This window comes from Staphylococcus sp. 231237_7MaSpsaltlick, from assembly GCF_043107035.1.
The window spans coordinates 265,210-289,671 of record NZ_JBICNX010000003.1 but is presented as its reverse complement, the minus strand read 5'-3'; the positions used below and the strand labels follow the sequence as shown (position 1 = coordinate 289,671).

The window sequence follows — 24,462 nt, the reverse complement described above, 5'->3', positions numbered from 1 at the left end:
TCTGAGTCCTTGCCTTACAAACACATGCAGGATTGTAGGTTAGATAATGACTATAGAACTATGAAATCTAAAGCGGTTCAATACATTTAATGGGGGAAGGCAACTATAGTCATATGATATCTATGGTCATTGTCGTATACTGTCAGAAATACGCTATATCTATATTCATTAGATGTAAGATTAAATTCATTCATAATGCATCATATAATAAATAAAAAACCGATATGCCTTTGGTGAAATTACCAATTGGCGTATCGGTTACTTTATTTAATCAATTAATGAATGTAATTGTAGCTTGATACTTCTGAAGCTGGGATAGTACGATAGTCAACTGTACCTGGAGGTGTATTATAATTCATTTCTGAAATTAAGATACTACCATCAGGGTTAACACGTTCAACATATGCTACGTGTCCTACAGCACCTGCATATGTTTGTAAAATAGAACCAGCACTTGGTGTATTGTTTACTGTATAACCATCAGCTGCGGCATTGTTTGCCCAGTGATCAGCGTTCCACCAGTATGTACTGATAGGCTGTCCAGTTTCAGCTCTGCGATTAAATACGTGCCAAGTACATTGTCCCCAGTCGTATAAGTTAGCATCGCTTGCTGTTGAACCTGTATTTGAAGTTGTAGTTGATCCAGTAGCTGTACCACCTGAACCGCCTACTCCTGTTCCTCCAGGAATTGTTAATGTTTGATTTGGTTGTATAATATAACTATTTAAGTTGTTTGCAGACATGATGTCTTCTACAGAAACACCATATTTACTTGCAATAATGTCTAATGACTCACCAGATTGTACTGTGTGTGTATTGCCACCTGCTGATTGTTGAGAAGTGTTAGAGTTACTGCTTTGACTTTGTGATCCACTTCCACCAATTTCAATAACTTGTCCCGGAAATACCATATTGTTATTGATATTATTATTTTGCTTAATTTCCTCTACAGAAACACCATATTGTTGTGAAATAGTCCAAAGTGACTCACCCGACTGTACTGTATGTTGTGTCGATGCTTCAGCGTCATGATTAGCTAAAAATGCTGCTGCTCCAGAAGCAGCGGTTACTGCAAATGCTAATTTTTTCAAAAGAACTCCTCCTCTGATACCTTATATATGTCCCGAAGTTATAAGAGCATATAGTTTATAGTAATAATCTAAATACAATTTCCATATTAACAAAAATCACAACCTTTGTGTCCGTTGTTATAAAGTTGTAATATTATTAACATTTTAAGGCAAATAATCCTATGCACGTTGAATACCCTTACAGCCGTATTTAAAACTAATAATATTGATTTAATGTAATAGTTAATTTTCACATTTGTAATATTAATTTATAAATCAATATGTAACAATAGGATTAACTGAAAGCAATTTTAATTATTAAAAAATAAGGTCAAAATTCATATACTTTATATGGTTTGCTGTTTAAAGATGTTATATTGATGTTTGTAGTGACTCATTTTAGTGAAAATGTATGTGAAGTAATGTTTTTATCACAAGAATAAAAAGAGAGATATCACGCATCAATGAACCACACAACTGAGTAGTTGTTAATTAGAGGAGTGAACAATATGGCTGAAACAGCACATAGCACAAAGAAGCAACATCGCCAATCTAATAACAAGTCACAAGCCCGAACATATGGCAAAGTATGGTTATTCTTTGTATATTATTGGATTATCTTTGGCATAGGTTGTTATTTTGGACAATATCTACCTTTAGAATGGCGTCGACCATTATCTATTGTGTTACTTGTCTTAGTACTGATTACAGTTCTGTTTAACCGTGCGAGACGTTATGGTATCGTCATTTCTCATATATATGCAATTGTCGTAGGACTATTATCATACGCTACCTTTACTGCTTATCTGCAAAATTTAGGACCAGAAGTTTTTTATAAAAATGTGATTCTTGCAATTGCAGCATTTATTGCATTTGGATTGATAGGGTACTTCCTCATCGGCAATGCTGCGAGTATGGGTAAATATTTATTTGTCACTTTAATTGCATTAATTGTTGCTAGTTTAATAGGTATGTTTATACACAATCCTATATTTCACACAGTGATAACGGTAGTAGGTTTGTTATTGTTCCTATTATATACGTTGTATGACTTTAACCGTATGAAACGCGGACAGTTCTCACCGCGAGAAATGGGCTTTAATTTGTTTATCAATTTATTACACATTATTAAATATGTATTGAACTTAGCTAATAGATTTAAACGCTAAATGTCATAATTAAATAGGGCGACTTTGCCAAGCTAAACACACACTTGATTAATAAAATATTAAGTGTGTGTTTGTTTGTAACGAGGCTTAAATAGATTAACTATGCGTGCATCTATGTTATAAATAGAAAATATTGTATAATATATCATGGTAGTTAAAGTATTTATCGAGAAAGTGAGATGACAGTATGGGACGTAAATGGAATAACATTAAAGAGAAAAAGGCCCAAAAAGATAAAAATACAAGTCGAATTTATGCGAAATTTGGTAAGGAAATCTATGTTGCAGCTAAATCTGGTGAACCAAATCCAGAGTCTAACCAAGCGTTACGTTTAACGTTAGAACGAGCTAAAACATATTCAGTACCTAATCATATTATTGATAGAGCAATTGAGAAAGCAAAGGGCGCTGGCGATGAAAACTTTGATGAATTGAGATATGAAGGTTTCGGTCCTAGTGGTTCAATGATTATTGTCGACGCGTTGACAAATAATGTAAATAGAACAGCATCAGATGTACGTTCTGCATTTGGTAAAAATGGCGGCAATATGGGTGTTTCTGGTTCAGTAGCTTACATGTTTGATCATACTGCTGTGTTTGGTATTGAAGGTAAATCTGTCGACGATACATTAGAATCATTAATGGAACAAGATGTTGATGTACGAGATGTGATTGATGAAGATGGTCTGACAATTGTTTATGCAGAACCTGATCAATTTGCTCAAGTACAAGATGCATTAAAAGCATTTGGTGTGGAAGAATTTAAAGTAGCTGAATTTGAAATGTTACCTCAAACAGATATTGAATTATCTGCAGAAGATCAAGTTACGTTTGAAGGTTTAATTGATGCGTTAGAAGACTTAGAAGACGTACAAAATGTTTTCCACAACGTGGATTTGAAATAATATGAAACATATAGTGAATAACTGGGTAAAACAACTAGAATTAACACCACATCCAGAGGGTGGTTATTATAAAGAAATAATTAAAGGAGAATGGGACGAAACAACATCTCGTGCAAGTTATTCGAGTATCTATTTCTTGTTAACCCATGATAATATTTCCCACTTTCATCGCATTGATGTAGATGAAATTTGGTATTACCATGCTGGAGATTCTTTGACCGTACACATGATTCAGCCAGACGGTACTTATAAATATGTCACTATTGGTAATAACATTGATAAAGGTGATGTCTTACAGTATGTTGTACCGAAAGGAACGATATTTGCTTCGTCAATTGAAGGTGGACAAGGTTATGCTTTAGTAGGTTGTATGTGTCAGCCAGCCTTTGAATTTAATCACTTTGAAATGTTGAGTGTTGAAAGGCTTAATAAGGATTATCCACACTTAACTGAAATTAATAAAAGATATGCATTATCAGAATCTGAGATTAATCAATCATATTAACACATAAAAAAAGAATGTTATCACATGCGAATTGCGTGGTGTGATAACATTCTTTTTTATTATTTAGCTGTTCCAAATACTTCTTTGGCAATTTCTACTACATAAGCTAGCTTTTGCCATTGTTGTTCTTCAGTTAAGTTATTTCCTTCTTCTGTAGAAGCAAACCCACATTGTGGACTTAAACAAATTTGATCTAAATCTATATAAGCCTTTGCTTCTTCGATGCGTTTTAGTACGGTTGCTTTATCTTCTAAGTCACCTTTTTTTGAAGTGAACAATCCAAGTACAGCAGCCGATTGCGCTTTAGGGAAGAATCTTAATGGCTCAAAATCACCTGAACGTTCGTCATCATATTCTAGGAAGAAACCACCTAAGTTTTCCTTGAATAAATAAGGTGCGACGGGTTCATAACCACCAGAAATAGCCCATGTTGATTTATAATTACCACGGCAAATGTGAGTAGTAATTAATAAATCTTCTGGTAAATCTTGTACTGCATCATTGACGACACGGTAAGCCAATTGTCTTGCTGTTTCTTTTTCTTCTTCTGAACGATCTCTACCACGTGTCTTTTGAGTACCAGAAGTTAAATTTGCCCAGTAAACATCATCCAATTGTATATAACGAGCACCCAATTCATAAAATTTAAGTAAACTATCATGATATGCTTTAGATACATCTTTTGCAAAATCTTCAATATCTGGGTATATATCTTCGTTTAAAATATTTGGATGGAAGAGTTGGTTAGGACTTGGGATGGAAACTTTTGCTGTTGCGCGGCCATTTACTTTATCATGTAAAAATTTAAAATGTTCAAAATGAGGATGTTCAGCATTGAATGCTACTTTGTCTACTACTTTGACATTATGATTACGCGTTTCTACACCTTCGAAAGATAAACCTTTTTCAGAAGTATAACCTTCAACACCTGCTAAATTTTCTAAGAAGTCAAAATGCCACCAACTTCTGCGAAATTCACCATCTGTGATACTATGTAAACCTACTTCTAATTGCTTTTCGATAATATGTTCAATTTCTTCATCTTCGATTTGCTTTAATTTATTAGCATCGATGACGTTATTTTGATAATCAGCGCGGGCGTCTTTTAAACGTTGAGGGCGTAACAAACTGCCGACATGATCCGCTCTGAAAGGTCTATGTGTTATTGCCATGTCTCTATCTCCTTTTATTAAGAATTTTCAGAAAAATATAAATAAAATTTAACAGAATTCAAAAGTAATGTCAATTTCGCTTTTGGGCTATGAAATATAGTACAATAGTACTAAATAAATTGTGCAAAGTTATTTTAGACGTTGAAATGGCATAACAACAGATGACACATAGAAGTCAGTTATATATAATAATGACAAGGAGTTGATGGCAGTGAAAGTAAAATATATTGATAAGCGTCACTGGCGTCGCATCATTGATAGAGAGTATACAGAAGTTAAGGTGAATAATAATAAATACAAAGGGATTATCGGCTTAGTAACGATGAAAAAAGTACGTGAACCATTAGAGGTGAGCGTCGTTGGACAAAATATCGTCGTAGCTGATGATAATTATCAGTGGCTACAAATTTTACCTGAAAAGAAACGTTATAGTATCACAGTGATGTTAGATGACAAGGGCAATCCATTAGAGTATTACTTCGATATAAATATAAAAAATGTAACACAAAAAGGAAATGCTCGTACGATTGATTTATGTTTAGATGTGTTGGTGTTACCGAATGGTGAGTATGAATTGGTGGACGAAGATGATTTGCAACGTGCATTAGATCAAGGGCAAATTACTAGAAAGCAGTACCATGAAGCGTATGTTATTGCACATCAACTCATGATTAAGATAGATGAAGATTTCAAGACAATGCAAGATAAGATTATGTATTGCTATCATAAGATAAAGCATAAACCTAAAGCGAAAAAGCCATATAAACACCCCAAACATAAAAAGAATGAGCGTAACCACCATGGGCATAAATCAAAGCATGCAAAACATAAGCAACACCCTAATTATGCTTCAAACACACAAAATAAACACACTGACTCAAAAGAGCAGAATTAAAGTTATTTACCCACTATAGAGGTATAAATTTAGAGATAATCACATTTAAATGCCTGTTGTATCAATAGCTAAGTATCTATCAAAAAGGATATGAATCATTATATCGGTATAGATATAATCATGTTATAGTAATTATTATGGTTAAGAAACAAATAAGAGTATAAGAGACTCAAGTTAATCCATCGACACATTGCATATATAGTTAATTTAATGATAAATGCATTGATTATTAAATGAACAATAGAATGTCGGTTTTTTTGAGCATATAGGGGGATAATATGAAGATTGATGATTATCGCTTGTTAACTACTTTAGATGAAACGAAAACACTACGAAAAGCTGCTGAAATACTCTATATATCACAACCAGCGGTAACACAACGTTTGAAAACCATTGAAAATGCTTTTGGTGTGGAAATCTTTATACGTACGAAAAAGCAACTGATTACGACAACTGAAGGAACTATGATTATAGAACATGCTAGAGATATGTTAAATAGAGAAAGACTATTCCTCGATAAAATGCAAGCGCATATAGGCGAAGTGAATGGGACAATTTCAATAGGTTGTTCGTCGTTAATTGGTCAAACATTGTTACCAGAGGTATTGAATTTATATACGAGACAATTTCCAAATGTAGAAATTCAAGTTCAAGTAGGATCAAGTGAACAAATAAAGGCGAATCATAGAGACTACCATGTAATCATAATTCGTGGTAACAAAATTATGAATTTAAGTAACACACATCTTTTTAACGATGAACATTACTTTATTCATCCAAAAAATCGCTTTGATGAAGTTGATAAATTACCATTTATTGAATTTCAGGCAGATCCGATTTATATTAATCAAATCAAAGAATGGTATAGTAGCCAAATTGGACAAGATTATCGTGCGATGATAACAGTGGATCAAGTCGCAACATGTAAAGAAATGCTACTCAACGGTGTAGGGGTAACGATTTTACCAGAGATTATGATGCGTCATTTAGACGAAGAGCAGTTTGAATTTAAACGCGTTAACATCGATGAGAAACCACTTATTAGATCGACTTATATGAGTTATGATGCAAGTATGTTGCAATTGCCTCAGGTGGATTCATTTATTAATTTAATGATGGAATATGTCGAATCATAAATAAAAAATAAGGCATGTAAATTCAAGCATTCAAGTGAATATAATTGGATGGATGTATTCAAACCTATTTTACAAAGAATTGAGGTTAAATCGATGTTTGGAGCATTACTACATATTAAAAACTATAAATTATTTGTAGTGAATATGATGTTGTTAGGTATGGGCATTGCAATAACAGTACCATACCTCATTTTATTTGCTACAAATGAATTAGGCATGACATCGTCACAGTATGGTTTATTATTGGCTTTAGCTGCGATAAGTCAATTTATAATGAATACGATTGTAGCGCGCTTTTCAGATACACATGATATTAACAGAAAATTAATTATAGTCTGTGCGCTATTTATGGGAGCAGTAAGTTTTTCTATTTATTTCTACATCCATGAAATATGGTTGTTTATCGCTATTTATGCAATATTCCAAGGTTGTTTTGCACCTGCAATGCCACAAATGTATGCATCAGCACGTGAATCTATTAATGCTTCTGCCTCTAGAGATAGGGCAAAGTTTGCTAATGCAGTATTACGTTCAATGTTTTCATTTGGATTTTTATTTGGGCCATTGATCGGAGCTTTATTATTGCAAATGAATGGTTATTCAGGCTTATTTGCAGGAACTATTTCGATTATTTTGTTCACACTCATATTGCAAGTATTTTTCTTTAAAGATATTAAAACTAAGAAAAGTGTTTCTGATGTTACACATGTGGAAGCAGAAGCGCCTAACATGTTACGTGATAAACGTTTATTCGTGCCATTTGCTGCCTTTATTTTATTACATATTGGACAGTGGATGTATACACTCAACATGCCATTATTTGTTACAAAGTATTTAAAGGAACCGGAAGGCTATGTAGGTGGACTTGCCAGCCTTTGTGCAGGGTTAGAAGTACCATTTATGGTGTTGCTAGGTGTGCTGTCGGCAAAGTTAGCAACTAGAACATTATTGATGTTAGGCGGTTTGTTTGGAGGATTATTCTACTTTAGCATTGGAGTGTTCGATAGTTTAGTTATGATGTTTGTTGGTCAGGTATTCTTAGCAATCTTCTTAGCAATTTTATTGGGATTAGGTATTAGCTACTTCCAAGATATTTTACCTGACTTTCCGGGGTATGCCTCCACGCTTTTTGCTAATGCCATGGTTATCGGGCAGTTGTGTGGTAATTTGCTCGGAGGTATTATGAGTCAATGGGTTGGCTTAGGAAATGTTTTCTTTGTATCAGCATTGTCTATATTTATTGGTATGGTACTCATTTTCTTTACTAAAGATCAAAAATTCACAGAAGAAAGTACGGTGAACTAGATTGTCTCTAATCTTATGGATACTAATTATTTTAGCATTTGTGGTGGCTTTTATTGGTTTGATTAAACCGATTATCCCATCAGTATTAGTTTTATGGATAGGGTTTTTAATTTATCAATTTGGTTTTCATAATCATCATTTAACATGGGTGTTCTATGTTTCAATGATATTATTTACGGTATTTATTTTGTTGGCAGATTTCTTAATGAATAAATACTTTGTTAATAAATTTGGAGGTTCAAAGTTAAGTGAATATGCAGCTCTAGTTGGTGTAATTATTGGGTGCTTTGTATTTCCTCCATTTGGTATTATTATCATTCCTTTTGTAGCGGTATTAATAGTAGAATTAATTCAAGAACCTAACCTTTCACAAGCATTGAAGGCAAGCTTCGGCTCAGTTATCGCTTTCTTAGCAAGTTCAGTTGCGCAAGCAATCGTAATGCTTATCATGGTAATTTGGTTCTTTGTTGATGCTTTATTAATTAATTAATTAAATCAATCGTGAGTAATCGAAAGAGTTAACAGAATGTAGTGTCGATATTTCAAATAATATCGGTGCTGCATGTGTTAACTCTATTTTATTTTTATTAACTTTAATTATTCAATATATATAGTTATGTCAAATTGTGTAATTAAAAATTTAATGAAAGCGTATTATTTATAAAAATTAATTAAATTTAAGCAACCCTCTTGTTTTCACTAAGCAATTTTTAGTATAATCACAAACATGTTTGAAAAAAATTGAAAACGGAGGAAACCACATATGAAATATCCAGTAGCTATATGGATGCTTGCGATTGGTGCATTTGCGATAGGGATGTCAGAATTTGTAATTATGGGTTTGTTACCAAATATTGCACGTGATTTTGATGTAACAGTCAGTCAAGCAGGACAACTGATTACCGGCTATGCATTAGGTGTAGCGATTGGTGGTCCTATACTAGTAATGTTAACAATCAAATGGAATAGAAAGTATCTACTGCTCGTACTAATGGGAATATTTATTTTGGGAAATATTGCCGTTTCACTAAGTCCTAATTATGGCTTAATGATGACAAGTAGAATTATTACTTCTTTAGCACATGGTTCTTTCTTTGGGATTGGTTCTATTCTTGCAGCAAGTATGGTTAATCCTGAAAAACGTGCAAGTGCAATGGCACTTATGTTTATGGGATTGAGTTTAAGTAATATCTTAGGCGTGCCATTCGGTACATTAGTAGGACAAAATTTTGGTTGGCAAATGACCTTTATCATTATTTCAATTATTGGTGTACTTGCGTTAATAGGAATTATTATATTTGTTCCTATGCGTCGTGAAACTGTGAAATCATCAGTACTCAAAGAATTAAAGATATTAAAAGAAAAGCGTTTGTGGTTAACGTTAGCTGTAACATTGTTTGGTTTTAGTAGCGTTTTTGCTTACTTCACATACATTTCTTCGACGTTAACAGATGTTTCACATGTACCGGAAAACTTGATTTCTTATTTATTAATCATTTTCGGGGTGGGTGTGACATTAGGTAATATTGTAGGTGGAAAACTTGCAGACTGGAATCTAAATAAAGCACTTAAAATTATCTTTGTTGTGTTTATTTTGTATTTCATTTTATTATATTTTGTACAGACAAGCGGTATTCTTATGGTAGCAGGTATTTTCTTCTTTGGTTTAATCGGCTTTAGTATGAGTCCATCTTTACAATTTAAGAGTACGTTAATTTCTAAAGATGCACCAACTTTAGCAAGTACTTTAAACCAATCTGCATTTAATTTAGGTAATGCATTAGGTGCCTTTATTGGTGGTGTTGTGGTTACAAACTTACCACTTGCATCATTAAGCTTAATTGCACCGATTTTAACTGTTATCGGTTTAATATTCTTATTTATCAGTATAGCTGTTGAACGTAAGGAAGATACGTTAGTATCTCATTCATAGTTAAACGTTATTGTTTCATGTGTTTGATGCAGTATATGCCATATAAATAATGAATTTACTACTTGTGTTTAAAATAAAGCGTCTCAAGGACATACAATATAGCACACAGATAAATTATCAATTTGTCTGTGTGCTTTTTTTATTTAAATATTTCGTATTATTGGCTCGCTTTCCTAGGGGACAGCTTCAGCCTGTAGTCTTCAGCTTGTCCTGTTCCCTCAGGAGTCTCGCCAAAATACGTTTTAAAGAATTATGATTTCATATTGAGATACTTTAGGGTACGTTAATTAAATATATTTTGTTTATGTTTAAATCATAAAACACACAGTACTTCATTTATTATTTGTTGTCTCGCTTTCGCTTTCCTATTTGCTTTCTCGTCTTTGGTCTTCAACTGTCATTGTTTCTTTGGAGTCTCACCTATATACAATTTGTCTATGTGTAAAGTCACATTAGTATACTATTGAAAGAAAAAGTTAAGATCCTCTCATTTAATAACCACTTATAAAATAAAATATCGAAATATTTTAAGTATAAAGACTGTAACATGACTCAGCTAGACTACCAAAGGCAACTTCAGTACGTATGTGATCAAATGTTATAGCGCGTTAAGTTAATGAAATCGTTGAAACAAGGCCTGGAAATAAATTTGATGAATTCAAATGTTAGCATAGTTGTAAAACATATCATTCCAAATAATATTGAAACAGGCAATTTCTATATTATTTCAATAGAAATTGCCTGTTTATACAGATCCAAAACTTTATGTTTCAGACTCGTTATTTTATAAAAATGTGTTTTATAAGGAAGTAGTTGTTTCCTTTTTAATGAATTTGTGATCTATATACAAGGCAATGGGTAACACGATGAATGAGATAATGATAAATGTCCAATTGCCAACAAAGATATAGGGGCCAAAAGCTAAGCTAGATTGTGGAATAAAAAATACATAAAATATTGCTGATAATAGGAGCAATATTACTATATATGTAAGTATCCAAGTCCAATGTGATTTTGTAAAACACTGCATCTGTACTGTTTTAAAAGCCATCCAAATAAACAAAAAGATGATGAAAATGCCAATGAGTATCATGATTGGGAATGTATATAAATATAGACGATTCGCGCCAATGAAGAAACCTATAAAGCCCTTTAAAAAACAAAAGATACCAAAAAATAATAATAGATGTTGAACAATGTATTTAAAAATATTGTACAGTGTTTCATTAGGCAATTTTTTTAACTCTTTTTTGGCATGTGCTTTTGGATCATGGTCAAAGAAATCCATAGCTAAAGTGCCATTACTTTCAGCTTTAAAAAGTTGATTTAAAATGCGATTCAACATTTTTTCGGAATCATGAGGATTCACACTTAAATCAGCACGTACATATGTCATATAATTTTCGAAAATTTCTCTATCCGTATTATTTAGGCGTAAAGATTTAACATTATTTTCGCGCATCAATTTTTCAGTAGATTTCATTTGAATTTCGCATTCCTTTTTATAAAATATTAATGATAGGCTTATTATGACGAATATAATAAGAGAAATCAATATAACTTTTTTATAGGGGGCTACATGCGATATATAACATACGAAGATAAGCATATTATTTCACAAATAGCACAGCTTCATGAAACTGAACTTGAAAGGCAGCATCAAGATTATCAACAGACAACTTTGTCGGTCTCGTTACGCGAAGAGATGCTCTTAAATGGGTTATACCACGGAACGGATGTCCTAATTACACATATTGTAGATGATACATTAATAGGAGTAATTTGGGGGCGCTATTTAAAGCATGAACAGAAGGTCATCATTGAATTTCTATATGTTGCTTTGAGGTATAGACAACAAGGTATAGCATCAAAGTTGAAAGATGAAATAGAGCGATGGGCGATAGAGCAGGGAGCTGAGGAAATGCAAGGCACAGTTGATGCTCATAATATAATGATGCAACAGTTGAATCAACAAAAAGGTTACCAAGTGAGTAAAGTAATAATGACCAAAAAATTACCGTTAAATAATGAACACAACAAGGATAAATGATAAGATAATTGTGATAATGTATGAAAAAAGGAGCTCCCAAATGAAAAAATGTTTAGCTTTAATATTAGCGTCTACTTTGGCGCTGACTGCATGTGGAAAAAGCGATGAAAAAGCAGCATTAGAGAAAGATGTTAAAAAACTTGAAAAAGATAATAAATCTTTAAAAGAACAAAAAGAAAAATTAAAAAAGCAACATGATAAACTAAAAGACAAGTCAAAAGATTTAGAAAAAGAAATTAACGCAGATACGTAACAAGCATAAGAAAAATATTAGAAATATAGTGAGAGTAATTATTTAAGAAAATTTCTAAAATCGAACGAAATGACTACTCAGTATATAAATGATTCGTAAATCAAGCATATGCGGTTTAATCAAATATACTATTATTTTGTCGTTTATTTCCTAGGAAATTATTGTAATATGGTTTTGCTACTTGTTATAATGGGTATCATTAATGATAAATGCAGTTTAGTATATGTGTATTAATTGAAAATATAAAAAAAGAATTGGCTTACTGGATAGTTATGTTGTTTTACATTTGTTTTATAGGGACATCTAAACTAAGGTTAAAACAAATGAATGATTATCCTATATAAGGAGAGAGGTAATTATTATGCATGAACAAGATTTTAATTTATTAGAAGGTCGATCAATAACGCTACCTGAATTAGGTAGAGAAATAGAAAATATTACTGGTAGACAAATAAAAGATTCTACAGGAGAAATCAAACGTGTTATCGCACATTTACCGAATTTTGAATCAGATACGGATACATTCGTAGCTACTTATCAATTGAATCATCAAAATGATTTCATTGATGCAACATTTACTGCTCCGAAAAGTGAGCGTAATCGTTTGAAAGAAATACCGGTTCACGTAGAATTAATTAGTTATATTTCAAGAGCTTAGTGAATTTAGATGTTAGGTGAGTAGCGCGCTATGATTAGTCATAACGCGTTACTTTTGTATAGGGAGTAATTAACCAGTATCGAGGTGTAACAAATGACAGTTTATATTGAAACTGAACGTTTAAGGTTACGTGACTGGGAGGAAAATGATCTACTGTTATTTCAACAAATGAATGCCAATCCGCAAGTTCGAAGATATTTTCCAAGTTTATTAAGTTACCAACGTTCAAAAAGCGATATGAATAAAATGAATAATGCAATTAATCAAGAAGGTATTGGGCTATTTGCAGTGGAACTAAAGGAGACAAATGGCTGGCTTGGTTTTATTGGTGTAAATTACATAACAAGTGATAGTAAATATAAATTTGATGAATTGCCATTTTATGAAATTGGTTGGCGTTTAATACCTGAAGTGTGGGGCAATGGCTTTGCTACAGAAGGTGCAGAAGCAGTATTAGAATACGCTAAACAAAAAGGGATATCTGAAGTATATGCATTTTCAACTGAAAATAATATACCGTCACGTAAAGTTATGGAAAAGATTGGAATGACCTTTTATGATCATTTTGAGTATCCAGAATTGAGCCCTTATCATGAATTGAAATCGTGTGCACGATATCATATTAAGCTTACTTAATTTTATAATTTATTATCGTTGGGAGATTCAACTATGGGTGCAACAATAATATATACTCATATACTTTAAAGAATCATCAATACAGTGGAAACAATTTAAAATCAAATGTTTTTAATAAGTTATTAATGAATAAATAATGCAACAGGCTGAGATATGTTTAATTTAATATCTCAGCCTGTTATTTTGATGTTTATTGCGCTGTTAAACAAAGGATAGGAGTGACATACGAATGGATGAGTTTGTTACTGTAATTGAATAATCAATTGACTTAGTTGTTTTAATGCGTTGTCTATGTCTGATACATCTATATAGGAATATGAGAATCTGATAGCGCGATTGGCTTCTTCACTATAGATTTCACCTGGGTTGATCAATATGTGATGACTGATTGCTAAATCGAAAAGTGCTTTCATATCAATCGGATGATAGAGCTCAAACCAAATGTAAAACGAACCTTCAGGAATATGCCATGTTCCTAAATCTGAAAAATAACTTGTTAATGATTGTAGGAATTGGTCTCTTTTTATTAATAATTCATGCTTTAATTTTTGAATATGCCATTGGTGATACTGTGGATTTGTAAGCCATTGTGTAGCAATATATTGAGAAATTGAGCTTGCTCCATAATCATTTTGCATTTTTAAATCTGCTAAGTGTGAAACTACAGTTGATTTACCAATAATCCAACCTATTCTTAGTCCAGGGCTTACAGATTTTGATAGACTACCTAAATAAAGAATGTTGTCGTTATGATCTAGTGACTTTAATGGGCGTGGTCTAGGTCTATTAAAGTAGAGCTCGCCATATACGTCATCTTCAACAATTGGAATACCATGTAGTTGGCATTGGCGAACGATTTTTTTGCGTTCTTCTATACTATAGCTATGCTGTGTCGGATTATGACAGGTGGGGATAGTATAGAATAGACTATGTCTAAAACGTTGTGAATGATTAAATATATGATTGATATTACGTTTAATTGTTGAAATTGGTAGTGACTTTAATTCAGCATGTATATTGTGCCATGTTCGAATGGAATGAATATATGAAGGCGATTCAATAATGATATGTGATTGTGGTACCAGTAAGCCATCAGCAATTAATTTTAATCCTTGTAATGCCCCTGAAGTAATACATATTTGATCTACCGTGCAGTTAATTCCCCATTGTTTTACATGCTCGACAATAGCGCTTCTTAAACTCAAACTACCTAATGGGTATTCATAATTTGATGTTAACGGAATATCATTACTCTGTGCTAGTATTTCTTTGAATTGTTGGTTAGGGATTAAACTTGGACTTAACTCTCCGGTACTGAGCCTATATAAGTCTGAACGAAATTCTAATTCATTGATTCGTTGTATAAAATACTGATTATTTTTAGAAGTACTGTGACTCATATAAGTTTGCCATTGAATATTATCTTTGATATAAGTATTCCATTTATTATCGGCAATAAATAATCCTTTTCTTGGTTTACTTTCAATAGTGCCATAGCTTTGTAATATATCCAAAGCTTGTATCACAGTTGAGCGATTCACTTGATACATTGTGGCTAGTTCACGTTGAGTTGGTAATTTCATACCAGCTTCAAGCGAGCCATTTTGAATTTGGAGAAGGATATCATCGATAATTTGTTGGTATTTTGCTTTTGCCATTAGCAAACGACTCCTCATGATTGGTTGGATTATAAATTATGTCGTGGTTGGTCAAAATATTTGAATTTTATTATAGCATAATGATTATAGATTTATATTAATTCTTACGATTATGGGTTGTGCCATAGCATGTTAAGAGAATCTAATTTGGAGGGACGTTCGTTGATAGAAGCTATTATACATGGATTTATTTTAGCGCTAGGCTTAATCTTACCATTAGGAGCACAGAATATTTTTATTTTTAACCAGGGTGCCAACTATAATGGTTTGAAAAGTGTCGCGCCAGTTATTATTGCGGCAGGGTGTTGTGATACGTTTCTTATACTATTAGCAGTATTAGGTGTGTCGCTAATCTTTTATTCACTACCAATGTTACAAGTAATCATATATGTAATTGGATTAGTATTTTTACTATATATGGCTTGGACATTATGGAATGAACAAGTTGGAAAGGTGTCGCAACAGTCGGCATTGTCAGTCAAAAAACAAATTACTTTTGCAATGTCAGTTTCTCTATTAAATCCACACGCTGTTATGGACACAGTAGGTGTAATAGGGACCAATGCGACACTATATCACGGTGAGGATAAGGTAGCGTTTACTATTGCTACTATATTGGTTTCATGGATATGGTTTGTCTTGCTTGCAATATTGGGAAAAACTTTACATCACATAGATAAGAGAGGTAGATGGATTGTATTACTAAATAAAATATCAAGTATTATTATCTTAGTTGTGGCATTTATTATTATTAAACAACTTATTCAATTATTTAAATAAGCGGTTAATGTTTGACGTGAAACTTTAATAATAAGGTTTAAAAGGCAAAACATTCACCAGACGGTAATATGATTTGAAAATATGTAATAAAAAATGCTATTCCTCTCATAACGTAGAGAAGAATAGCATTTTTATTGTATATGAAAATCTATTACTTTAGGATGGAACAGAGTGCTTTGGTAAGCAACTAACAAAGATGAAAGTAAATATAATACGTTTTAATGATAGTGACGATTAGTCATATGTTCTAATACCTAATGGTTGGTAGGTATTAATTGTTTCAAATAGCTGTTCGGGCGTTTCGCACAATGGGGCCAGTGATTTATATTTATCATCGATAAAACCTTCATCAATCATATGATGAATCATAGTATTTAATGGGTCATAGAAATGATTGATATTATAAATTGCGATTGGTTTTTCATGAATACCTATTTGTGCCCAACTATACATTTCGAAAAACTCTTCTAATGATCCAGCACCACCTGGAGCCATAACGAAGGCATCTGCAAGCTCTGCCATTTTATACTTTCGTTCATGCATTGAATCAACTAGTATAAGTTCTGTTAGTTTTTGACTAGTGATTTCGCGTTCATTTAACATGTTAGGCATAACACCGATGGCGCGTCCACCATGGTCTAACACACCATCTTGAATTGTGCCCATAATACCAACAGAACCAGCGCCAAACACAAGTTCATAGCCTTGTTCTGCCATACTTTTACCTAATTGATATGCTTCTTTCATATATGTTTCATTGTTTCCTTTACTTGCACCACAATAAACAGCAATGCGTTTCATATTCATATCCTCCTTTGTTTATAACAATTCTTGAATTAACGTTATAAATTTTGACTCAAAAACTTTAATATCTTGATTTGTAAAGGGAGCGGGTCCTTTTGTCCGACCGCCACTTTTTCGAAACTGTGCGCTGACATGGCGCTGTTCTAATAATGTATTAATATTTTGTGTATCATAACGAAATCCTTTGTGGTGGAGTACAGTATGTACCTTGTTGATTAGTAAACTGGCTAAACCATAGTCTTGTGTAATCACAATGTCATTTGATTTGGCGAGTTGCACAATACGATAATCAACGGCGTCTGGTCCATCATCAACATATTTAGTATCTACATGAGCAGGCTGTATTACAGTAGAAAAGTGACTAAAACTACGTACTATTATAACAAAAATGCCTGTCCCTTTGGTCAATTCAATAACTGAATTGGTTACAGGACAAGCATCTCCATCTATTATGACTCGTGTCATGAAATTATTTGCCTTTTTCTTCGTTGTTTTGTTTTACGACACTTTTTGCAACGTAGTTTTTATATTTTTTAAATTCAGCTAATCTAGCTTTTTTATTCTGCTCTTGTTCTTTTTCTTCTTGTTTATGGCGTTTATCAATATTTTTTTGTAGAATTTTATCTAATTTATTGATATCTTTACGGTTATCTTTTTCTAACTTCTCGCCTTTTTTCTCTGTAGTAGCGTCAAGCTTTCCAGGTGTAAGACCAACTTTTTCCATATGTTTGTTGGCTTTTTTCATGTCTTTAATACGTTGCTTTTTGTTTTCTTCGCGTAATTTATCTTCTTGTTTATGACGCTTTTCGATGTTTTTTTGTAAAATTTTATCCATTTTACTAGCTTCTTTACGATTTTCTTTAGCTAATTTCTCGCCTTTTTTCTCGATATAAGCAGGGTCATGTTCTTTAGCAATACGCTTTAATTCACGTTTTTGATCTCTGTCATGTTTTTTCTCTACGACATAGTCTTTTGCAGTAGATGATTTATCAACAACTGCATCTTTAAATTGAACTGATTTACCTGCTACTGTTTTTGAAGCACTTACAGTTTTATCTGTAGCCTTTTTAACATCTGGATGATCTTTTATTTTTTTTCGCTCAACAATTAGAGGTACTAAAAACACAGGAGCTACTGTGATGATTGTTTTGATTAATTGTTTTTTGTCCATACTCGTTGCCTCCATTTAATTTATACTATCTTCATATTACCCTATGATACATGAAAATAAACTGTAATTACAGTTTTATAAAAGGCTTATTAAAAATAAATAAATAGCGCGCTACACATTTAAATTCTCGAGATATATTATCTTGGTGCAAAAAAAGATTGGGCACATGTGACGCATGTGTCCAATCTCAAAGTATGTTGTAATTATGCATTTGTGATGCCTTGTCCAATACCAAAACCAAAGTAAAGAATTGCAATGATAATAACTAAAATAATTCGGTAAATTGCAAATGGAATCAGCTTTACTTTACTAATTAAGAATAGGAACGTCTTAATTGCGATTAAACCAACAATAAATGCAGCTAAGAAACCTAAAATATAGAATCCGATATCACTGATGTGAATATATTCCATATTTTTGACTAAAGATAGTGCACTTGCTGCTAGCATAACTGGGACAGCCATAATAAATGTAAAATCAGAGGCTGCTTTATGGTTCATCTTCATTAATACTCCAGTTGAAATTGTTGACCCTGATCTACTGAAACCTGGCCACATCGCTACAGCTTGTGATAAGCCAATGACAAAGGCTTGGAAGTAGTTGATTTGGTCTACAGTTTTAGGGTTAGTAACTTTTTTGCTATAGATGTCTGCAACTATCATGTAAATTGCACCTATAAACAACCCAATCATAACTGTTGGAACACTAAATAAATATTTTTCAATTACGTCATCAAATAATACGCCTAAAATACCTGCAGGAATCATACCTACTAAGATATGTAATAAATTCAAACGTTTAGGCTTTTGGCCAATACCGTCGATGGGTTCTGATTTATATTTTCCAATGTGTAACATTTCAAAATAACGTTCTCTGAATACCCATGCACCGGCAAAAACAGAGCCGAGTTGAATTACAATTTTAAAAGTGAAAGCGGACTGAGAGCCGAGGAACTCACTTGATTTCAACCACATGTCATCAATTAATATCATATGACCTGTAGATGAAACAGGGGCAAATTCAGTTAAGCCTTCTACAATACCTAAGATAATACCTTTTATTAATTCAAGTATTAACATATTTTACCTACTTTCTGTCTTTTTGTTCAATAATATGGTGCTGTTCATTTTTTAATCATAGCATAACAAAAATATGATTTACCACATATATCTGTGAATTTAAGAGAAAGATTAAATTGTAGTAATATTCTATATATTGATGGGTATTTTAACTATTAATATTAAAAAATATAAATATGACAGAAATATGAAACCACCATAAATTTTCCACTAAAATTTAATGCGAATTAATTCAACTTTCATAGAATAAGTTTATAATATGTGACAGGTGATATTTTGTGAAAAGATTAACAAATATGGTTTTACAATATAAAATTTATCCAATACTAATGTTTACATTTAGTATTTTATTAGCAATTACGGTTGTAATACAGAATGTTTCAATCGCAGAAATATTGAATAGGTTACTGCTAAAAACAAATCAAGATGTCGTCGTCATAATCACGATTACATTATTTATATTATTAGCTAGAGCGACCTTCAATACATTAAATCAACTCATGGGTGATAGATTAGCTCAGGTTGTTAAATATGATCTGCGACAACAATTAATATCAAAACAATCTGCAGCACCAATTGGCGCACAATTAAGTACATTAACTCAAAATATCGACGGAATAACATCGTTTTTTAATGGTTATTTGCCACAAGTATTTAAATCTATGATGATTCCAATCTTTATTATTGTGGCGATGTGCTTTATCCATTTAAATACTGCATTAATAATGATTGTTACCGCACCATTTATTCCTTTGTTTTACATCATTTTCGGTTTAAAAACGCGGGATGAATCTAAAGATAAAATGATGTATCTAAATCAATTTAGCCAACAATTTTTGAATAAGGTGAAGGGATTAATTACATTAAAACTGTTTAATAAAACATCAGTAACTGAACAAGAATTATATAATGAGAGTACAACTTTTAGAGATCTAACTATGAAAATATTAAAAAGTGCTTTTTTATCAGGTTTAATGTTGGAATTTATTAGTATGTTAGGTATCGGTTTAGTTGCATTAGAGGCTGGTTTAGGACTTATTCTATTTCATAATATTGATTTTAAGACAGCAGCGATAGCGATAATCTTAGCGCCTGAATTTTATAATGCAATCAAAGATTTAGGTCAATCCTTCCATACAGGAAAGCAAAGTGAAGGTGCCAGTGACGCAGTGTTTGAATTACTTGATCAATCTACTGTAGCAGAGGAAAGACAGTACAACGTCAATATCAATCAAATCCCACTTGTACAATTACGTAATGTTACTTATCGATACAAAGATGCGACACAAAATGCATTAAATAACATTAATCTTGATATCAATGAAGGTGACAATATTGCTTTAGTTGGATCAAGCGGTGCAGGCAAATCAACATTAGCACAAGTTATCGCTCAACGATTTCGACCAATAGAGGGTAGTGTCTCTTTTAAATATAAAGATTTAAAGATTGGCTTTCTAAGTCAATCACCCTATATATTTAGTAGCTCAATTAAAGAGAATATTGCTATGTTTGATGATGTACCAGATGAGACAATTATTAAAGTGTTAGATGATGTAGGACTTAAGCAACAGGTTCTAGCATTGAAAGATGGTATTCATGCGGTGATAGGTGAAGGTGGAGAAATGTTGTCAGGTGGACAAATGAGACGTATTGAACTTGCACGAATCTTATTACTGAGACCTGATTTATTGATCTTTGATGAGCCAGCGACGGGACTTGATGTTAAGACAGAACATATTATTCAAGAGGTCTTGCTCACATCATTCCGGAAAACAACAATGATTACTATTGCACATCGTGCCCATACGATTAAAAATGCGAATAAATGTATTGAGATGAACAATGGTTGTGTGCAATCACAACGCACAACGCAACCTGTTCAATCATACAAGGATGGTGAAAGACGATGAAACCCTATATTAAATTTAAAGCAGATAGAGACTTAATACTTTCAATCGTCGTAGGTGTGGTAGGTAGTCTTGTAGCGCTAGGAATGTTCTTTTTAAGTGGATATATGGTTACCCAAAGTGCACTGGGGGCACCGTTATTTGCATTAATGGTACTCATTGTATCGGTGAAAATGTTTGGATTTTTACGTGCCATTGCGCGTTATATTGAACGTTTATTGTCACACCGGACTACATTTACAATGTTACGTAATGTAAGAGTTCAATTTTTCAAAAAATTGATTCCAGTGGTGCCAGATATTTATCGGAAATATAATTCAAGTGATTTAATTTCAAAAATGGTAGATCGTGTAGAAGCATTACAAAATATCTATCTAAGAGTGTATTATCCGCCTGTTGTAATAGGTATAACAGCAATAGTTGCTGGAATTGTAATGATTTATTTTTCTTATATACATGCAATAATCATATGTTTAAGTATGCTATTAACATTACTAGTTATTCCATGGTTAAGTGGTAAACGTGCCCGTCAGTTGAAAATAAAGGTGGATCGTGAACAAAGTGCCTTACTCAGTACATTTTATGATTATAAAGAAGGTTATGAAGAACTCGTGCGATTCAACCAAGTAGACCAATTTAAAACGGGATTACTACAAAAGTTAACTACATTTAAACAGGCTCAGGCGAGAGAGCAAAATTTCTTGACGCTATATGAGTATAGTTTGAATATTGTCTCCATGATCGCATTATTTGGAACTTTAGCTTTGGGGGCCTTTCAAGTTCAGCACCACGAATTAGATGTCGTGTATTTGACGAGTATTGTTTTAATGATGTTAACGTTATTTGAACAAGCGATACCAATGAGTAATGTTGCCTACTATAAAGCAGATACGGATGAATCACTAGCGAGTTTAAATGAAGTGATTGCACACCCAGTTAAGCAAGGTACACATGCGTTAGACCAGTCTGAGCAACAACCTTTGCTCGAACTTGAAAATGTAGCTTTTAAATATTGGAATCAATCACAAAACGTGCTGGAAAATATAAATTTAACAATCCATGAAGGTGAACAAATAGCGGTAATAGGACCGTCTGGTTCTGGTAAGAGTACGCTACTACAATTGATGCTAGGACTTTATCAAAGTGAGACTGGACAACTGAAGCTAAAGGGACAAGACATAATTGAGGTCGAAGATCAGTCCAAATATCAATATATAAATGCATTATTACAAGCTCAACAATTATTTGACGGTACTGTCAGAGAAAATTTGTTTACGGACAAAGATGATAAGTCAATTCGACAAGTATTTAATGATTTAGGATTACAACATATTGAATTAGATAGAGAAATAACATTAAGTGGAAACACTTTATCTGGAGGAGAAATACAGAGATTAGGCTTAGCAAGATTATTGTTGAAACAGGCTCCGTTATGGATATTAGATGAACCAACGACTGCATTAGATATTACGCATACAGATGCAATCATGGAAAAGATTCATACAGTGGCAGAAACATTAATCGTGGCTACGCATGATTTAAGATTGTTACCACACTTCGATAAAATTATTGTTATGATAGAAGGTCATATTGTAGAATCTGGAGATTATCATACACTGATAGCTAATAAAGGTTACTTATATCAAATGTTACAAATCAATGGAAGTGAATAAAAAAAGAGGGCTCAAATACGTTTGTGTTTGAGCTCTCAATATTACAAAATTTATAATTTGATTGTTTGACTTTAACTTAAGAAAAAATTATTTTGCTTTTTCTTCTGTAAAAGCATTAATTACTTTGCTTAAAAGGCGATTTAATTCATCTGACTCATCTGAGCTTAATGACGATGCCACAGCGACGTCTTGGCATGCAGTGTCTAACTCAGGACGAATTTCTTCGCTCTTCTCAGTTAAGTGAATAAATACTTCTCTTTGGTCTACTTCAGAACGTTCACGCTTAATTAAATCAACCTGTTCCATTCTTTTAAGTAGTGGTGATACAGTACCTGTATCAAGTGCCAACTCTGTTACGACCTTTTTAACATTTACGGGTGACTCAGACCATAAAATTGTTAAAACTAAAAATTGTGGGTAAGTAAGTTTGTATTTCTTAAAGACATTGTTTGAGTAGTAGCGATTTACTTGTCTTTGAGCATTATACAAACTGAAACAAAGTTGTTCCTTTAAATTAAGTTCTTCAGACATAAAGTTCTCCTCCAGACATTCTATCCGTTTTGTTCTCTCTGTATCGGACTGAATCCGTCTAATGTTGTGCGATACTACCTCCTGAATACTTTTGTGCTTTGCCATGCTAAAATAAAACCTGTACAAAAATTCGGAAGTCTTTTAATATTGTATCAAATAAAGACCTAATTATATAAGTATTTAAACTCTTATGCAAACATTTATTGGAAATGAGTGATAATTTTGAAAAATATTAAAAATCGAAAAATTTCTATCACAATCTTAACGGGGTTTCTAGGTAGTGGGAAAACTACATTTTTAAATAAATATGTAAGTTACCTATTAAACAACCAAGAAAAGCCACAAGTTATTGTTAATGAATACGGGAATTTAGATGTTGATAGCTATGCGCTCGGTAATCAAGTAGAGGTCGCATCTATATTAAATGGTTGCGTATGCTGTGATTCGCAACTAGATTTAATAAAACAATTAAAACATTTTATTAACGAAAGTGCAATGCACCATATAATAATTGAAGCAACTGGCATTGCCCATCCCTTAGAAATTATAGCTGCATGTCAAGATCCAGAAATTGCTGAATATACTGATGTGCCTACTGTTATCGGCTTAGTTGATGGGCCACAATTTTTAAAAAGAAAGTTGTATACAAATAATACAAAAGATTTAATGGAAGAACAGTTAAAAGTGTGTCACGCAATTATTGTTAACAAAATGGACTTAATTGACAATGAAGCAAAAGAAAATTTAAAAGTATTAAAAGAGTTAAATCCTCATGCTGCAATTACATACACAACATATACAGAATGTGATATTGAGGATCTACTTAATGAGGCAAATATTGCCACACCATCAATGACTGGCGTTAAATATGGACATCATCATGGTATTAATAGTTTAGTTTATACCTTTACTAGTCCGATTGATAGACAACTATTTTATCAATTTATTTTACGGTTGCCTGATAATGTTCTAAGATTAAAGGGATATGTTAAGTTTCGAGATGCACCGATGGATACTTATGAATTTCAATATGCAAATGGATTGCCAGATTACCATGTTATTGATGAGGCAATGGAATTAAAGATTGTATTAATTGGCGAACAACTTGACATCAATCGATTACGCAATAAATTAGACGGATTACAATTCACATAATTAAAAAGGTAGAGGTGT

The 24,462-nt window shown here is 32.7% G+C and carries 25 protein-coding genes; 16 read left to right on the top strand and 9 right to left on the bottom strand.

From position 1 onward, the window contains the following. Positions 1-275 precede the first annotated feature (275 nt). On the bottom strand, positions 276-1,091 hold the full coding sequence (locus ACF91D_RS07480; RefSeq protein WP_042738141.1) for a LysM peptidoglycan-binding domain-containing protein: 816 nt from the start codon (positions 1,089-1,091) through the stop codon (positions 276-278). A gap of 488 nt (positions 1,092-1,579) precedes the next feature. Between ACF91D_RS07480 and ACF91D_RS07475 the strand changes: the two genes are divergently transcribed. The 3 genes from ACF91D_RS07475 to ACF91D_RS07465 all read left to right on the top strand — a co-directional run bounded on the left by ACF91D_RS07475 (position 1,580) and on the right by ACF91D_RS07465 (position 3,648). Then, complete coding sequence (locus ACF91D_RS07475) at positions 1,580-2,239, top strand: Bax inhibitor-1/YccA family protein (RefSeq protein ID WP_107527406.1); 660 nt, start codon at positions 1,580-1,582, stop codon at positions 2,237-2,239. A 187-nt stretch (positions 2,240-2,426) separates the two neighbouring features. Then, positions 2,427-3,143 (top strand): YebC/PmpR family DNA-binding transcriptional regulator, encoded by a 717-nt coding sequence (locus ACF91D_RS07470; protein ID WP_392436796.1) that lies wholly within the window; start codon positions 2,427-2,429, stop codon positions 3,141-3,143. A gap of 1 nt (position 3,144) precedes the next feature. After that, positions 3,145-3,648 (top strand): cupin domain-containing protein, encoded by a 504-nt coding sequence (locus ACF91D_RS07465; RefSeq protein WP_042738144.1) that lies wholly within the window; start codon positions 3,145-3,147, stop codon positions 3,646-3,648. A gap of 59 nt (positions 3,649-3,707) precedes the next feature. On the opposite strand, the gene ACF91D_RS07460 is transcribed toward ACF91D_RS07465, so the two are convergent. Continuing rightward, positions 3,708-4,820, bottom strand: coding sequence for a 5-methyltetrahydropteroyltriglutamate--homocysteine S-methyltransferase (locus ACF91D_RS07460; RefSeq protein WP_107527405.1), 1,113 nt, complete (start codon positions 4,818-4,820; stop codon positions 3,708-3,710). 211 nt (positions 4,821-5,031) lie between these two features. On the opposite strand from ACF91D_RS07460, the gene ACF91D_RS07455 reads away from it, so the two are divergent. The 5 genes from ACF91D_RS07455 to ACF91D_RS07435 all read left to right on the top strand — a co-directional run bounded on the left by ACF91D_RS07455 (position 5,032) and on the right by ACF91D_RS07435 (position 10,089). Next, entirely contained in the window at positions 5,032-5,715 is a 684-nt protein-coding gene (locus ACF91D_RS07455; RefSeq protein ID WP_371130126.1) for a ribonuclease FAU-1 family protein, read from the top strand. A 278-nt stretch (positions 5,716-5,993) separates the two neighbouring features. Continuing rightward, positions 5,994-6,851, top strand: coding sequence for a LysR family transcriptional regulator (locus ACF91D_RS07450; RefSeq protein ID WP_042738146.1), 858 nt, complete (start codon positions 5,994-5,996; stop codon positions 6,849-6,851). 93 nt (positions 6,852-6,944) lie between these two features. Then, positions 6,945-8,156: a sugar efflux transporter gene (locus ACF91D_RS07445; protein ID WP_107527407.1), complete on the top strand. Its 1,212-nt coding sequence runs from the start codon at positions 6,945-6,947 to the stop codon at positions 8,154-8,156. Position 8,157: 1 nt separating this feature from the next. Then, on the top strand, positions 8,158-8,646 hold the full coding sequence (locus ACF91D_RS07440; RefSeq protein ID WP_042738147.1) for a DUF456 domain-containing protein: 489 nt from the start codon (positions 8,158-8,160) through the stop codon (positions 8,644-8,646). Between the two features lie 273 nt (positions 8,647-8,919). Then, a complete protein-coding gene (locus ACF91D_RS07435; RefSeq protein ID WP_042738148.1) occupies positions 8,920-10,089 on the top strand; it encodes an MFS transporter in 1,170 nt (389 codons plus the stop codon). Positions 10,090-10,888: 799 nt separating this feature from the next. Here ACF91D_RS07435 and ACF91D_RS07430 read toward each other — a convergent pair. Then, positions 10,889-11,572 carry a DUF1129 family protein gene (locus ACF91D_RS07430; protein ID WP_107589952.1) on the bottom strand — a complete coding sequence of 228 codons (684 nt, stop codon included), beginning with the start codon at positions 11,570-11,572 and terminating at the stop codon, positions 10,889-10,891. A 96-nt stretch (positions 11,573-11,668) separates the two neighbouring features. Here ACF91D_RS07430 and ACF91D_RS07425 point away from each other — a divergent pair, with 96 nt between their 5' ends. From ACF91D_RS07425 to ACF91D_RS07410, 4 genes are all read left to right on the top strand, one after another. Next, positions 11,669-12,139 carry a GNAT family N-acetyltransferase gene (locus tag ACF91D_RS07425; protein WP_392436792.1) on the top strand — a complete coding sequence of 157 codons (471 nt, stop codon included), beginning with the start codon at positions 11,669-11,671 and terminating at the stop codon, positions 12,137-12,139. A 40-nt stretch (positions 12,140-12,179) separates the two neighbouring features. After that, the gene (locus ACF91D_RS07420; protein ID WP_107589954.1) at positions 12,180-12,392 is read left to right on the top strand and encodes an SA0632 family lipoprotein; all 213 of its coding nucleotides are present in this window, start codon (positions 12,180-12,182) and stop codon (positions 12,390-12,392) included. Positions 12,393-12,753: 361 nt separating this feature from the next. Then, the gene (locus tag ACF91D_RS07415; protein WP_042738151.1) at positions 12,754-13,050 is read left to right on the top strand and encodes a hypothetical protein; all 297 of its coding nucleotides are present in this window, start codon (positions 12,754-12,756) and stop codon (positions 13,048-13,050) included. 93 nt (positions 13,051-13,143) lie between these two features. After that, positions 13,144-13,686: a GNAT family N-acetyltransferase gene (locus ACF91D_RS07410; RefSeq protein ID WP_107527736.1), complete on the top strand. Its 543-nt coding sequence runs from the start codon at positions 13,144-13,146 to the stop codon at positions 13,684-13,686. A 242-nt stretch (positions 13,687-13,928) separates the two neighbouring features. Here ACF91D_RS07410 and ACF91D_RS07405 read toward each other — a convergent pair whose 3' ends face one another. After that, positions 13,929-15,344 carry an aminotransferase-like domain-containing protein gene (locus ACF91D_RS07405; protein WP_107527737.1) on the bottom strand — a complete coding sequence of 472 codons (1,416 nt, stop codon included), beginning with the start codon at positions 15,342-15,344 and terminating at the stop codon, positions 13,929-13,931. Between the two features lie 162 nt (positions 15,345-15,506). On the opposite strand from ACF91D_RS07405, the gene ACF91D_RS07400 reads away from it, so the two are divergent. Further along, on the top strand, positions 15,507-16,124 hold the full coding sequence (locus tag ACF91D_RS07400) for a LysE/ArgO family amino acid transporter (protein ID WP_107527738.1): 618 nt from the start codon (positions 15,507-15,509) through the stop codon (positions 16,122-16,124). 234 nt (positions 16,125-16,358) lie between these two features. Here the strand turns inward: ACF91D_RS07400 and ACF91D_RS07395 are convergent, their stop codons facing one another. The 4 genes from ACF91D_RS07395 to ACF91D_RS07380 all read right to left on the bottom strand — a co-directional run bounded on the left by ACF91D_RS07395 (position 16,359) and on the right by ACF91D_RS07380 (position 19,178). After that, positions 16,359-16,925, bottom strand: coding sequence for an LOG family protein (locus tag ACF91D_RS07395; protein WP_107527739.1), 567 nt, complete (start codon positions 16,923-16,925; stop codon positions 16,359-16,361). A gap of 18 nt (positions 16,926-16,943) precedes the next feature. After that, positions 16,944-17,393: a YaiI/YqxD family protein gene (locus ACF91D_RS07390; RefSeq protein WP_107527740.1), complete on the bottom strand. Its 450-nt coding sequence runs from the start codon at positions 17,391-17,393 to the stop codon at positions 16,944-16,946. A 4-nt stretch (positions 17,394-17,397) separates the two neighbouring features. Further along, positions 17,398-18,099 (bottom strand): hypothetical protein, encoded by a 702-nt coding sequence (locus tag ACF91D_RS07385; RefSeq protein ID WP_107513196.1) that lies wholly within the window; start codon positions 18,097-18,099, stop codon positions 17,398-17,400. 203 nt (positions 18,100-18,302) lie between these two features. Next, a complete protein-coding gene (locus tag ACF91D_RS07380; RefSeq protein ID WP_042738158.1) occupies positions 18,303-19,178 on the bottom strand; it encodes an undecaprenyl-diphosphate phosphatase in 876 nt (291 codons plus the stop codon). Between the two features lie 278 nt (positions 19,179-19,456). Here ACF91D_RS07380 and ACF91D_RS07375 point away from each other — a divergent pair, with 278 nt between their 5' ends. Both ACF91D_RS07375 and cydC read left to right on the top strand, forming a co-directional pair. Further along, positions 19,457-21,088 carry an ABC transporter ATP-binding protein/permease gene (locus ACF91D_RS07375; protein ID WP_107527764.1) on the top strand — a complete coding sequence of 544 codons (1,632 nt, stop codon included), beginning with the start codon at positions 19,457-19,459 and terminating at the stop codon, positions 21,086-21,088. Continuing rightward, a complete protein-coding gene (gene cydC, locus ACF91D_RS07370) occupies positions 21,085-22,758 on the top strand; it encodes a thiol reductant ABC exporter subunit CydC (protein ID WP_107527765.1) in 1,674 nt (557 codons plus the stop codon). The genes ACF91D_RS07375 and cydC overlap by 4 nt, the downstream gene beginning before the upstream one ends. Before the next feature lie 87 nt (positions 22,759-22,845). Here the strand turns inward: cydC and mgrA are convergent, their stop codons facing one another. Continuing rightward, entirely contained in the window at positions 22,846-23,289 is a 444-nt protein-coding gene (gene mgrA / locus ACF91D_RS07365; protein WP_042738161.1) for a global transcriptional regulator MgrA, read from the bottom strand. 222 nt (positions 23,290-23,511) lie between these two features. On the opposite strand from mgrA, the gene ACF91D_RS07360 reads away from it, so the two are divergent. After that, complete coding sequence (locus ACF91D_RS07360; RefSeq protein ID WP_107527766.1) at positions 23,512-24,444, top strand: CobW family GTP-binding protein; 933 nt, start codon at positions 23,512-23,514, stop codon at positions 24,442-24,444. Positions 24,445-24,462 lie beyond the last annotated feature (18 nt).